This window comes from Dyella sp. 01N36, from assembly GCF_056399745.1.
The window spans coordinates 26658-40149 of record NZ_JBFTRY010000013.1; the positions used below are offsets into that span (position 1 = coordinate 26658).

Genomic DNA, 13492 nt, shown 5'->3' on the forward strand with positions numbered 1-13492 from the left:
CGCTGTTGCGGTGCCAATGGGGAACGGTCATGAAAGCTTATGCGCGGTACCTGAGTGTTGCTCTGGCGGCGTTCGTTGCCGCAATGGCCCATGGGCAGACGCCAACGCCCGTGCCGAACGACCAGGACATCAGCGATAGCTATATCTATCTGCTCAGTCGACTGCTGGTGCTCAACCAGGAGCAGGCGGACTTCAGCAACGGCTTTCAGTGGAACCAACTCGTCCACCGCAAGGTGGGTGAGGTGGACTGGCCCAACCCCAATCTTGATGTCGCTTATTCGGAAGCCTGGGTGGCCATCGATGAGAAGAGCTGCGCCTTGATCACGGTGCCGAAGGTGAAAGACCGCTACTACACCGTGCAGTTCCTCAACGGCTGGGGTGAGACCCTGGCGAACATCAATGAACGCGTTTATCCGCAGCGTCCTGATGGTGAGTTTGCCGTGTGCCTGAAGGGCGCCGTGGTCCAGCTGCCGTCAACGACGCAGCGTGTGGATGTGTCCGCCAAAGTGCTGCGCGTGCTTTCCCGCGTTGAACTGGGAGCAACGCCGGACGAGGCCGTGGTGCTGCAGAAGAAGTTCAACATCCGCACCAGCGGTCACCCTGCCGCGCCCGAGGTGCCAAAGACGGTCAGGTTCGACATCGAAAAGTTGCCAGGCGTAGAAGCATTCGACTCGGCCACCGTGGCGCTGGATAGCGCCGCCGATATCAACCCGGGCATGGACAGGCTACAGGCGAGTACGCGCGCCGTTGCCAGGGCGATCAAGGATGCGAGCGTGCGTCAGCATGTCGATCAGGTGATTCGCCAGCAAGCGATTCCTGCGATCTACAAGGCCTCGCCAACGCTCGGCGATGGCACGGTAAAAGATGGCTGGGCGCTGCCCACAACGATCGGTGTGTATGGCAGCAACTGGTTGCTGCGTACCTTAGTCAACCTTGGCGGCATCTGGGCCAACAGCTATGAAGAGGTGATTTACTACAAGGCCTTTATCGATCCTTCGGGCAAGCCGCTCAATGGCGATCACTCCTACGCGTTGCGCTTTGAGAAGGAGCAGCTGCCGACGCTCTACGCGACGTACTTCTGGTCAGTCATTGCGGTGGATTCGGGCCATCGCCGTGTTCTTCCCAATCCACTCAAACGCTATCTGCTGAGCAATTTTTCCAAGCTGAGCTACGGCAAGGATGGCTCACTGACATTGTATTTTGGCGCCGCCAAGCCAAGCGGCGCACCCGATGGCAACTGGATCCCCACGCCGAAGGGAACAGGCTACAGCCTGACCTTCCGCTTCTATCGACCCAAGGGTGCTGTGGCTGATCGCAGCTACTTTCCGCCGGCCTTGAAGGAGCTGTGAGGCTGGCGGCTAGGGCGTCTTCAACACCGAGGGCGGCTTCCACGTGCCATTGGTGATGGCGGCGTCGGGCCAATAGGCGCGGATGTAGAGCGAGAAGTCATCCGCCGGGGCGGGCAGCCAATTGCTCTCTTTGTCCTTGCCGGGAGAGGCGTGCTGGACATAGAGGGTGAGCGATCCATCGGCATTGGTCTTGAGGTCCCGGCTCTTGGTGCCCAGGGAATAGCGATTGAGCGCATTGGGCTCGAACAAGTGGTGCTTGTTGTACATCGTCAACGACCAGAACCCTTTTACCGGCGGCGTCTGGCCCTTGGGGAAGGTGATCGTATACGCATGGTTGCCTGCGCCATTGAGCCTGATGCCCTTGGCGTCGAAATCGGTGTAGATGTATCGCGTTTCCTGCGGCGCGTTGTCGTACATGTTCGACTTGGCCGTTGCGGTGCGCGACAGATAATCCACGCCCCAGTTGGCGCCATTGGGCGGCGAGGTCCAGCCGTTGCCCACTGGACGACCGTTGTTACGGAACTCGAACAGCGGCGCAATGATTTCCTTCTCTGAGGCCACGGCGGTCTGCACCAGCGCCTGCTTGAGCTGCGGATCTTTGGCGGCGGCATCCAGCACCGACTGGATCGAGGCGTACAGTGACTCCTCACCCGGTTGCGGGGGAATCTGCTTCATCACGACAGGCAGCTCGTCGAAGAACTTCTCCGGAACGACCCACTGGATTTCGCCCGCTCCGCTGCTTGGCGGCGCGGGGTAATCGGGCGTCTTGTGCCAGTCGATGGTTTTCATCTTGCCGTCGAACTTGTCCAGCGGATAGACCATGATCTGGCTCAGCGTTTTCTGTATGGCCGCTTTATCCTCGGGCGTGTCGTCCATAAAGGCGCGCGGCAATACGACCGCCAGATCCGTGGTTGACCGGCAAACTCCGGTGATGCCCTTGGGTACCTGGCCTTTCCAGTTGGGGCCTGCCAGCAAATAGAAGCCAGGCTTGGTGCCGTATTGTTTGCCGATCGTACAGAAAGAGTCGGTTCGCGCATCGGCGATCTGGTAGACATAGAAGCGGTCGCCAAAATCGGGCACTTGAACGACGACCGGCAGCGTATCGAGATGCTGATACCCCGAGCCGTAGACGGTGTCCTGGTTCGGGCAGGTGATGAACTTCTGATCCGCCTTGAGATAGTCGGTCAGCATGCTGATGGCGCCCGGAGGCGACACGGGGAGGATGCCGCCATTGCGGCCGGGTCCGGGAAGCTTGGCCAGCGCGAGCGACCGGTTGTAGTTGTTGACCAGCGGCCAACCCCAGATGTACGCCATGCGACCGATGGCCTGGACATACTCCTTGGTCATCATCGTGCCCTCAGGCGTGCCCTTCAGTTCACTGGCGTGAGCAGGGGCCGGGACTTGAGGCGATCCCGCTTGAGCATCGGTCGACGGACAGGCGTGCGCCAGGCCTCCTGCGCCCAACAACACCAGAGTCACCGAGAAAAGTGGAAGTGCTCTGGACATGACCATGCCTCCAGTCGGAAACCATCTTGCTGCACGGCTCGTGGGTGCAGAACGCCGCTATCCAACCATAGGCAGGCGAACGTCGCCTCTGTGGTACTACCGATACGAGGTAGGTAAAAACACCTAAACGCGCCGCGTCGACAGCGGCAGGGATGGGATGACTGCCGGGCCTCTGGCCGGCAACGAGCGGCTCGCTGCCCGTATGCATGGGGCATGACCGACAGATGCGACATCGCTCCCATGACAGTCGGCCATCAGCCACTGGATGAAACGAGATGGACGTCCGAATTCGATCCGTCGCGAACGCATGACATCGATGCGCGTTCATACGCAATGCTCACGGCGGGCGACGATGCGCGTCAGGCTCTTGCGGCGCGAGCCTGCGCGAGGGGCATGGCGTAGAGCGCAGGCGTAGAGCAACGCCGCATGGTGAACCAGGTCGTGGTGATGGCGCAAATGCTATCTGACACCACGCCGGACAGTAGTCGCGTCGCCAACTCCGGCCTCATACTGCGAGGCATCCTTGGTATCGGTCCGGAGTTTTCATGCGTCGTCGCGACTTTCTCACAGGAGCTGTAGCCGCCACCGCTGCTGCGTCCACCCTTATGCTGGCCGGCCGCTCGGCGCAGGCCGCGCCTGCCGCGCAAGCCGCCCCCACCGGGCTGGCCGGATTGACGTCCATCACCGGCGGCGCCAAGCCAATTACAGTTGAGGAGCGACGCTCACGCATCGCCAGGCTGCAAAAGCTGATGGTCGAGCAGAAGATCGGCGCCTTGATCCTGGAGTCGGGCTCGAGCCTGGACTACTTCACCGGCATCCAGTGGCATCGCTCGGAGCGTACGACGGCTGCGGTGATTCCGGCCCGGGGCGACATCGTCGTCGTGACCCCGGCCTTCGAAGAGCCCTCGATCCGCGAGACCCTGGCCGTGGGCGACGATGTGCGGCCGTGGAACGAGCATGAAAGTCCGTTTGCCCGCCTGGTCGGCGCACTGCGCGACCGCGGCGTGACCTCCGGCCCGATTGCCTTCGAAGCCACCACGCGACTGTTCATCGTCGATGGTGTGCGCGACGCAAGCGCCGGCGCTTACACCGTGGTTTCCGGCGACGCGCTGGTGAGGGCCGTGCGCCTGATCAAATCCCCGGCCGAACTCGCGCTGATGCAAACCGCCAACGACGTCACCCTGGCCGCGCTGCGCTACGTCCATGGCCACGTTCGCGCCGGCATGCGCCCCGACGAGATCGCCACCATGATGAACGCCGCCACCGAGGCCCTGGGCGGCGCGCCGGAATTTGCCCTGGTGTTGATCAACGAGGCCAGCGCCTATCCGCACGGCTCGCGCCAGCCGCAGACCCTGCACGAGGGTTCGGTCATCCTGATGGATGTGGGCTGCGCCGTGCACGGCTATCAATCGGACATCTCGCGCACCTGGGTGATGGGCAAGCCGACCGCGAAACAGCGCAAGGTCTGGGATACCGTCAAGCGCGGCCAGGAGATTGCGCTGGCCACCGCCAAGCTGGGCTCCCCGGTGGGCGCCATCGACGATGCCGTGCGCGCCTACTACGAAAAGGAAGGCTGGGGCCCCGGCTACAAGCTTCCCGGCCTTCCGCATCGCACCGGCCACGGCATCGGCCTGGACGGCCACGAGTCGCCCTACCTCGTGCATGGCGACGCCACGCCGCTGGCGGCGGGCATGTGCTTCTCCGACGAGCCGGGGCTCTACATTCCCGGCGAATTCGGCATCCGCCTGGAAGACTGCTGGCACATGACCGAGACCGGCCCAAAACTTTTCACTGAGCTCGCCAAGTCGATCGACGACCCGATTTGATGGGTTTCACGAGTACTGACGAGCGTTGGGGAAACCTCCGCTCTGGACTCGAAGCGGAGTCAGGTACAACCAGAAATCAGGCGGTGCGTCAGATTCGCTTCCGACCCGAAACGGATACGCGAAGGCGAATCTGGCGCGAGCATCGGAGGGAGCATGGCTGGATGGATCTGGCTCGGCTCAAATTTGACGATGGTTCTGGCCGTTGCTGGCGACGTGTGCTGCGACCCCATCTATTCAATAAGGGATCTCATCCAGGCGATACAGTATGTCGAGAAGCAAACTGGATACTTCGTTGCCATAGAAAAAAAAGATACACCATAGGCACTGCACTCGACGACCTGCCGCAATACTCGGACAGCCTCGAAAACCGTTCGTCCAGAGCGTTCAAATGTCGAAATATCGCTAATCTCGTATTTGCCATACCAAGGGTAAAGACGAGTCAGTTCATCGGACGAGTGCGTCCGGCTTAAGTAAGGTCAAGCAAACCAAGGGCCTGCTTTTGCACCCATTTGAGGGTGTCCTCGGCGACACTGGCTTTGCGAAACACCGCGCTGCCCATAGTCAATGTCATCAGCGTCGCCGCTTGGGCACGCGCCATTGGCCGCCGGGTGCCGCGTTGCGTGATGAGTTCTTCCAGCAGTGCGCACATACGCTGGATATGCGCGCGCCCGAGTTCAGCCAGCTCCGGGTCGCTGGGGGCTAGCTCCACGATGGCATTCACGCAAAAGCAACCACGATCATCAGGCCGGGTGTCCACCAGGGCTCTTACCATGGCGCGCAAGGCGTCGTCGGTATCCTCGTGCTCATCCGCCAGTGCCTTCATGTCGGCGTAGAAAGCATCGGCATAGCGCCGATAGGCATGCAGGAGCAGCTCACGCTTTGAGCCAAACGCTGCGTAAAAACTTGATCGGCTGAGTTGGGTTGCCTCGGTGAGGTCATCCAGCGAAGTGGCCTCGTAGCCTTTGCGCCAGAACACGCCCAGGGCGTCACCTAGAGCCACCTGTTGATCGAACGATCGAGGTCGGCCAGCGCGGGACATGGTTTTTGGCATGACGTCATCACCTTGACAGCGTGTGGGTGCATTGTGGACCATCCAGTCCAGAATGTGAAACCTCGATTTTCTCCCTGCCTCGACGGTGCAACGCCGCGAGGTACCCATGTTGCTCTCCTGCAAACAATAAGGTCACGATAATGAAATCTTCGGGTGTGTTGATGCGTGCCGGCCTTGCAATGGCCGTGATCCTTGGCTTGGGTGCCGTGGCAGCGCCAGTGCAGCAGGCGCAGGCGGCGGCGCCGCAGATCAGGAAGTCCGGTGCGGCGTACTACCGTTTCATGCTCGGAAAATTCGAAGTCACCGCGCTCTCCGATGGCACGACGGCGTTGCCCGTCGACCAGTTGCTGACACAGACTACGCCTGAGCAGGTGAAGAAGGCTCTCGCGGCGAACTACATCAGCATGCCCTACGAGATGAACTTCAACGCCTTTCTGATCAATACCGGCGACAAACTCGTACTGATCGATACCGGCGCAGGCGCACTGTTTGGCCCCAACCTGGGCAAGATGGTCGATGCGCTGAAGGCTTCGGGCTACACCCCTGAGCAGGTGGATGAAATCTACATCACCCACATGCACCCGGATCACATTGGCGGCCTGGTGGCCAACGGCAAGGCCGTGTTCCCCAACGCGCTCGTGCGCGCCGACAAACGCGAAGGCGATTTCTGGCTGAGCCAGGCCAACCTGGATAAGGCCGGGAAGGATGACAAGGGCTTCTTCCAAGGTGCCCAGGCCGCACTCAAGCCATATGTGGATTCCGGCAGGTACAAGCCGTTTGATGGCGCTGCGGAGTTGTTGCCTGGCATCAAGTCCGTGCCCCTGCCCGGCCACACACCGGGACACGCGGGTTACATGATCGAGAGCGAAGGCCAGAAGCTGCTGGCCTGGGGCGATGTGATTCACGTGGGCGCGGTGCAATTTGCCCAACCCACCGTCACCATTCATTTCGATGCGGACAACAAATCTGCCGAGGCAGCCCGTCTGAAGCTGTTGGCCGACGCTGCCAAGCAAGGGTACTGGATCGCCGGCGCCCACTTGTCGTTCCCCGGCGTGGGCCACATCCGCGCTACCGGCAATAACAGCTATACCTGGATTCCGGCCAGCTATACCGCTATCCACTAAACGCAGGTAGAACGAGCAGACCGGGGCTGCGGGCTGTGGCCCCGGGGCTGCAACATAGCGCTGAATTGATTGTGTCAGCGTGTGTCATGCAGATTACGAAGGCAAAACTGGGGTCAGAGTGGACTTTCCATGCAAGCGGTCGGGAGAAGTGCACTCTGACCCCAGCTTTCTCTCAATAAGGTAAATCTATGGATGGAGAGGGAATGGAGACCGTATGTCGGGCCTGTGGCCATCAAAGGGGCCCGGGCTCTTCTGCCCCTGAATGGCAGTGTCCTTCTTGTGGCAAGGCTTATGCGAAAACCTCGCACGACTCACCTGATCCGCTAGTCGTCTACGAAGATGGGGACCTTGCGGAACCGCGACGGGGCGTGGGCAAGAAATTCTTCCTGGTCGTGTCGTGCGTGATGTTCGGCAACTTCTTCCTGATGGGAGTGCTTTACTGGGTGCTGACTCGGTTTCACTTGGTGGAAGCCAGGTCCACGGTGCTGAGCATATGCAGGTTCATCGCTGCTTTTCCGCTTGCGACGGGTTCCTTGATGATCGTGTTTGGGCATATCCGAAACGCCCTGAGCGGCTTCATCGTTGGGAGCGTTGGAATAGGGGCGCGGGAGATTTATGCTGCCAAAGAGCCCATAAACTTTATTGTTACTCTGATTGGACAACTCGCAGGGTGGACGGTGATGACGTATATCTTCTTCAAGCTCACTGTGTACGCGTCGAACTGGACGACTGCGGAATTTTGAGTGTCCGCTTTGGGTTGCGGATTCAGCCGGTGGTTGCAACACTCCTGCTGCTCGCGCAGTCTTCAGTGTGTTGCAACCACCGGCTGAATCCGCAACCCAAAGCGGACACTTTCTTGCTGGAAAGGATTTCGGCCAATGACAGCATCCATGGAAACAGGCAATCGACTGGTACTTCGCCTGGCGCACCACTGGCGGTTTCCTGGAAACGCCGCGCTCGGGTTCGCTCTGGGGTGTGTTCTTTCATCCGCTTCATGCGCAGCCATGGGGGACGACGAGCTCGCGGTCTATCCCACCTATGCACGCTGGGATGGGTTTTATAAGTACGAGTACATCATTACAGCCGCTATGGTTGGTCGGGCTCCGAAATGGAACCCGGCTGTGGCGCCTGATCCGCCTCTATCCCGCGCCGATGCGATAGCTAGAAGCAAAGAATGCATCGTCAAGATACCCCCGGGCCAGGTAGATCTAACTGTTCTAAGTACATCGACTGCGGCCTACTGGTCATTAGATAGAGCAAAGCTACAAAAGGTGCTGGATGGTTGGGCGTGGACCATCTCCTACGAGCTCACTTCAAATGGTCCGATGACAGGCCAATGGCCGACCATGGATTGTTGGGTACTCATGGATGGTTCGGTTCTCGAACCACAGCCCAGATCTGTGCTGTCTCGTTGAGTCTGGGCGAACGGGCTCAGGTTAAGTTCCTGGATCGAATGCCATCCAGAAACTGGTCCTGCTTCTTCTTAGGTCGGTTCGGTACATTGAACGTCCCATGACGTAATCGGCCGGATGAACCGGCCTCAAGGGGAAAAATGGAAAGGCTTTCGCTTCGCATGTGGATGGCTGCGGCAGTTGTGCTGCTTGGGTCCTGCTCGGCGTCGAATCAGCTGGATCAAGGTCGGCGAGCGCTGGAGGCAGGGGATTTCGCTGCGGCCAGGGCGGCCTTTGAGCCGTTGGCAAAAAGCGGCAACGCTGAAGCGCAACAACGATTGGGCCGAATGTACATCTACGGGCAGGGCGTCCAAGCCAGCGAAGAGATCGCGATGAAACTCTTCGAACAGTCCGCGGCACAAGGTTACCCGGACGGCATCAATAGCCTTGCCGCCGAGCTTGAAGGTATCCCAGGTGATCTGCCGCGCGCGGTGGCTCTTTATCAAAAGGCATCGGACATGGGCAACGCCAGGGCTGAGTACAACCTTGGACGCATGTACGAGCACGGCAGGATCGTGCCGCAGGACCAGGAAAAGGCGGCGGCGCTGTACTCGAGCTCGGCCAAGCAAGGCTACGACCTGGCCGAATACAACCTTGGACTTATGTACGACGATGGAAGAGGCGTAACCCAGGACAAGGAGCAAGCGGTGCATTGGTACGGGGAAGCCGCCGCCCAAGGCAACGATATGGCGCTCAACAACCTTGGCGTGATGTACCAGATAGGCGATGGCGTACCGCGCGACGTCAACCGTGGGGTCTCCATGCGCAAGCAATCAGCCTTGAAAGGCAACGTCCAGGCGCAACGAGGCCTCGGCCGCATCTATGCAAATGGCGATGACGTGGCACAGGACTTTGCGGAAGCCTTGCACTGGTATGGCATGGCAGCCGCAGCGGGCGACGCGCAGGCCGAGTCTGGCCTGGGCGACCTGTATCGCGAGGGCAACGGCGTCCCTCGGGACTACGCCAAAGCCAAGGACCTCTATAGTCAGGCAGCAGGCCAAGGAGACCGCAACGCGCTCAACAGTCTGGGCATGATGTACGGAAACGGAGAGGGGGCTCCCAGGGACGATGCACTCGCCGCGACACTTTTCCGGCGATCGGCAGAGAAGGGAAATGCGGCGGCCCTGTTCAATCTCGCCGTCATGTACCACGTCGGTTCGGGTGTGCTGTCTGACGATGTGATTGCGTACGCCCTGGCGGACACAGCGTGTCGACTCGACAACGAGGTGCAAACCAAGGTGGGCGGGCAGCGCGACGATATCGCCCGATCGTTGAATAGCCTTCAGCGCGCTTCCGCACACCGGCTGAGTGAGGAAATCGCGGCCAACGGGCTGGATAAAGCACTGGTCGACTACGTGGCGAGTTCCACGCTTCTCTCGAACAAGAAGTCGGCATTGCTCAAGTGAACCAGGCAGGTGCTGGCAGCTTGCGGGCGACCCGGTGTCATCTGACGACACAAAATGAATTTTTCAGCGGAGGTAGTGGATTCCCGCTCGCCTCACATGGATCGCCCATAGCAGACGTCTAGACCGTATGGCACGCCGACCATGCCTGGATAGAAGTACGAAGCCGAAAGTCCGCTTGCGACCATCGGCCGACGCCATGACGACGTTGCGCTGGCTCATGCGTATAGTGGCGGGCAAAGTTGCTCGCGCAGAGAGATTGCCATGCTGCTCAGGGGACTCAGCTTTTTTCGGTGGACGAATCGGAAACGATCCACCCTCGGCGCTCTGGGCACCGCCTTGCTAGCCTGCCTGAATGGCTTGGCCTACGCGCAGTCAGTGCCGGTATCGAGCGCGGTGCCCACGCTGGCACCCGTGGTGGTGAGCGGCATCCTGCCCGGACCCGCCCTGTGGAAGGTGAGCAAGGCCGGCCATGTCATGTGGGTGCTCGGCCTTACCTCGCCGGTGCCGAAAAACATGCAGTGGAAATCCGCGGAAGTCGAAAGCCGCATTGCCGCCTCGCAAGCGGTATTGAAGTTGCCGAGCCTCGAGATCGGCGTGCGTACGAGTTTCTTTCACAGCACGATGATGCCGTCGCTCCGGGAACTGAGAAAAAATCCCGGGCAGCAGAGCCTGCTGGACGTACTCACGCCGCAGCTTTATCAACGCTGGCTGCTGCTGAAAGCCAGATATCTCGGCGACGACCGCCGCGTGGAGAGCATGCGGCCCATTCTTGCCGGTCGCGAACTCTATGAGGCCGCCCTCAGGCACTACGGCCTGGTCGATGAAGACGGCCTGGAGAAGATGATCTACAAGGCCGCTGCCCACGCTGGCGTTGCTGGCGTCAATACGTCCTATCAACTGGTGCTTCAAGATCCGAGCGAGGCGGTACGGTCGTTGAGTGACAAGCCGATGGATGATCAGCAGTGTCTGGGCCTGGTGTTGGACGCGCTGGATCATGGGCTGGCCCAGACCGTGGCGCGTGCGAATGCGTGGGCGACCGGGGACATCGACACGCTGCGGTCCATCTTGTCGCAAGTACAGCAGGACTCCTGTCTTTCGACGCTGGACGGATCGCAATTCGCCACGACGCTGGGTATCAACGATATGGAAGGCCAGGTCAGGAAGAGCTGGATCGACAGCGCAGAGCGTGCGCTCGATAAAAACAAGCAGACCTTTGCGGTACTGCCGATGCATGAGCTGCTTGCGGCAGATGGCTACCTGGGCGCGCTTCAAGCCGATGGTTATAGCGTGCAGGCACCCGACAAATAGTTCGGGCGACGCGAACAGGGTCAGTTCAAGTTCCACCATCGGGCACAGGGTGTCGCGTTGGAATCCAGGCAAACTCTACGTTGACCTATCTATTTCCCATGCACACTCAATCCCGCCATTGGATGTTGTCGCTGAAGATCCTTGGCGTGCTTGCCATGTCGCTGATGGCGGTGGCCGCGCGGGCTGTGCCCGAATCCGACCATCGAACCGTGGTCATCACCGATGTGACGATCGTCGACGTTGAAGGCGGCCGCACCGTCGGCCCGAGAACGGTGGTCGTCAAGGATGGACGCATTGCTTCCATCGATGCGAAGGGCTCGGTGCCCGTTGGTGATTCGATCCAGCGTGTCGACGGTCGTGGACGCTTTTTGATGCCTGGTCTGATGGACATGCATGTCCATCTGTTCAATCTCTCCTCGCACCGCCCGCCGAACGACTGGTCGTTTCGCATGTACATCGCCAATGGCGTGACTGGCGTGCGGGACATGCGCTCCGATGCGGCGTCGATGCAGTTGGTGAAGCGCTGGCGCGCTGCTGTGGACAGCGGCCAACTCGTCGCACCTCATATCGTTGCGGCGGGTATTTCGGTGTACGGCAAGTCGCCCGATGGCGCGAAGGCTGATGTGGATGCCGCCGTCGATGCCGGCGCCGATTTCATCAAGGTCTTCTCCGAGGTGCCCGCCACGCATTGGCGCGCCATCCTGACAGAAGCGAACGCGCGCTCGCTGCCGGTGGTTGGGCATGTACCCGCAAGCATCTCGCTGTTGGACGCCGCCAACGCCGGACAGCGCACCGGCGAGCATCTGACCCAGGTCTATGAGGCGTGCTCATCCGCCGAGGCGAAAATCCTGGCTGAGCGCCAAGGTCTCCAGGGCGATGCGCTGATGTCTCGCGCCAGTGCGCAGGAAGCGGAAATTCTCGGTACGTTTGATCAGGGCGTGTGCGGGCGCATGGCCAGGGCGCTGGCTGCCACCGGCCAGGTGCAGGTTCCGACGTTGGTGCTTGCAGACGAAGATGAACTTGCTCGCCACGCCCAACCCAACGACGACTACCGCTGGCGGCTCCTTCGCCCCGATGAGCAACGGCGTTGGCAACGTTTCCTGGCGCAATACACGAAAGAGGATGCGAGCCTGGCTGCCCGGCGCTGGCCGATTGCGCACAACATCGTGTCCATGTTGCACCGGGCTGGTGTCCCCATCATGGCGGGCACGGACGCGCCCATGCCGGGCGTCTATCCGGGCTACTCCCTCCATGAGGAATTGCAGTTGCTGGTCGCGTCGGGGCTTGCGCCGATCGAGGCGCTGCGCACGGCGACGCTGGAACCTGCCCGGTTTTTGCATATCCAGGACAGAAGTGGATCGGTGGCCGTCGGCAAGCAAGCCGACCTGGTGTTGCTCGATGCGGATCCCACCAAGGACATCGGCAATACTCAGCGCATTCGCGCGGTGGTGCTTGCTGGTCGCCTCTTGGAGCGCAGCGATCTGGATGCACTGCTCAACGACGCGGCCAAAGCGCCACCCTGAGCCAAGCGAGGTAGCAGGCATGTCGGATCGGATCGCAGAAGCTTCGCCGCGTCTCTGGGCCAGGATGACCGGCTTGGTCTATTTGCTCTACTTCGTGACGGCCATAGCCGCCGAGGTGGTGGTTGGTCGGGGGCGACTGGTGGCCTATGACGTCGTCACGCTGGTGGCCTACGGCCTCTATGTTGCCGTGACGCTGCTCTTCTACCGCATGTTCAAGCCGGTCAGTGCGCGCCTCTCGCTGATTGCAGCGCTCTTCAGCCTGGCGGGGTGTGCCATCGAAGTGACAGGTGTCTTTGATCCTGCCTTCCGCGGTGTCCTGCCGCTGGCATTTTTTGGTCCCTATTGCCTGCTGATCGGCTATCTCATCGCCAGGTCGACCTTCCTGCCGCGGGCTCTCGGCGTGCTCTTGATGCTCGCCGGTCTGGGCTGGCTGATTTTCCTGACGCCGCTCGCCAGTCCGCTGTCTCCTTATCTGAAGGCGCTAGGATTTGCCGCGGAGCTATTGCTATGCCTGTGGCTCATTGTGATCGGCGTGAACGTTCCAAAATGGCGGGAAATGACGCGCGCGGGAAGTTGGCCAACATAAGGGAGTCTGACGACATGCACACGGTATGGGTGATTGGTGGCGGAATCGTTCTGCTCGGGTTGTTTCTACTCTTTGGACATCTATGGGGCAGTGGCCCCACCGCACTGCCCATGGCAGCGAAGGCCTTCCTTCCGCTCTGGCTGGTTCTGTCTGTCGTCAATTTGTGGGTGGGCGTGACCAAGGCCGGTTATTCAGTGCGTGACGAGCTGCCGATGCTGGTGGTGGTTTTTGCACTGCCAGCCATCGTTGCCGGTGTCGTGATCTGGCGCCTGACGCGATAGGGCCAAAGCCTGGCGGGCTCGTGGAGCCGTGGGTGTCTGTCTCTACGCCGAAGCGGGGCGTTCCGATGCAATATCGCCGGC

The 13492-nt window shown here is 60.6% G+C and carries 11 protein-coding genes; 9 read left to right on the forward strand and 2 right to left on the reverse strand.

Annotation, left to right across the window (positions count from 1 at the left end):
* Positions 1–29: 29 nt before the first annotated feature.
* Entirely contained in the window at positions 30–1349 is a 1320-nt protein-coding gene (locus AC1DMG_RS05165; protein WP_441605294.1) for a DUF1214 domain-containing protein, read from the forward strand.
* A gap of 9 nt (positions 1350–1358) precedes the next feature.
* On the opposite strand, the gene AC1DMG_RS05170 is transcribed toward AC1DMG_RS05165, so the two are convergent.
* The gene (locus tag AC1DMG_RS05170) at positions 1359–2855 is read right to left on the reverse strand and encodes a DUF1254 domain-containing protein (RefSeq protein WP_441605295.1); all 1497 of its coding nucleotides are present in this window, start codon (positions 2853–2855) and stop codon (positions 1359–1361) included.
* 545 nt (positions 2856–3400) lie between these two features.
* Here AC1DMG_RS05170 and AC1DMG_RS05175 point away from each other — a divergent pair.
* Complete coding sequence (locus AC1DMG_RS05175; RefSeq protein ID WP_441605296.1) at positions 3401–4681, forward strand: M24 family metallopeptidase; 1281 nt, start codon at positions 3401–3403, stop codon at positions 4679–4681.
* A gap of 466 nt (positions 4682–5147) precedes the next feature.
* On the opposite strand, the gene AC1DMG_RS05180 is transcribed toward AC1DMG_RS05175, so the two are convergent.
* The gene (locus AC1DMG_RS05180) at positions 5148–5732 is read right to left on the reverse strand and encodes a TetR/AcrR family transcriptional regulator (RefSeq protein ID WP_441605297.1); all 585 of its coding nucleotides are present in this window, start codon (positions 5730–5732) and stop codon (positions 5148–5150) included.
* A gap of 140 nt (positions 5733–5872) precedes the next feature.
* Between AC1DMG_RS05180 and AC1DMG_RS05185 the strand changes: the two genes are divergently transcribed.
* From AC1DMG_RS05185 to AC1DMG_RS05215, 7 genes are all read left to right on the forward strand, one after another.
* The gene (locus AC1DMG_RS05185; RefSeq protein WP_441605298.1) at positions 5873–6856 is read left to right on the forward strand and encodes an MBL fold metallo-hydrolase; all 984 of its coding nucleotides are present in this window, start codon (positions 5873–5875) and stop codon (positions 6854–6856) included.
* A 368-nt stretch (positions 6857–7224) separates the two neighbouring features.
* A complete protein-coding gene (locus AC1DMG_RS05190; RefSeq protein ID WP_441605299.1) occupies positions 7225–7599 on the forward strand; it encodes a hypothetical protein in 375 nt (124 codons plus the stop codon).
* Positions 7600–8429: 830 nt separating this feature from the next.
* The gene (locus AC1DMG_RS05195; protein ID WP_477180221.1) at positions 8430–9713 is read left to right on the forward strand and encodes an SEL1-like repeat protein; all 1284 of its coding nucleotides are present in this window, start codon (positions 8430–8432) and stop codon (positions 9711–9713) included.
* Positions 9714–9974: 261 nt separating this feature from the next.
* Complete coding sequence (locus AC1DMG_RS05200) at positions 9975–11021, forward strand: TraB/GumN family protein (RefSeq protein WP_441605301.1); 1047 nt, start codon at positions 9975–9977, stop codon at positions 11019–11021.
* A 155-nt stretch (positions 11022–11176) separates the two neighbouring features.
* A complete protein-coding gene (locus tag AC1DMG_RS05205; protein WP_477180222.1) occupies positions 11177–12544 on the forward strand; it encodes an amidohydrolase family protein in 1368 nt (455 codons plus the stop codon).
* A 19-nt stretch (positions 12545–12563) separates the two neighbouring features.
* Positions 12564–13130 carry a DUF4386 domain-containing protein gene (locus AC1DMG_RS05210; RefSeq protein WP_441605303.1) on the forward strand — a complete coding sequence of 189 codons (567 nt, stop codon included), beginning with the start codon at positions 12564–12566 and terminating at the stop codon, positions 13128–13130.
* 14 nt (positions 13131–13144) lie between these two features.
* The gene (locus tag AC1DMG_RS05215) at positions 13145–13411 is read left to right on the forward strand and encodes a hypothetical protein (RefSeq protein ID WP_441605304.1); all 267 of its coding nucleotides are present in this window, start codon (positions 13145–13147) and stop codon (positions 13409–13411) included.
* Positions 13412–13492 lie beyond the last annotated feature (81 nt).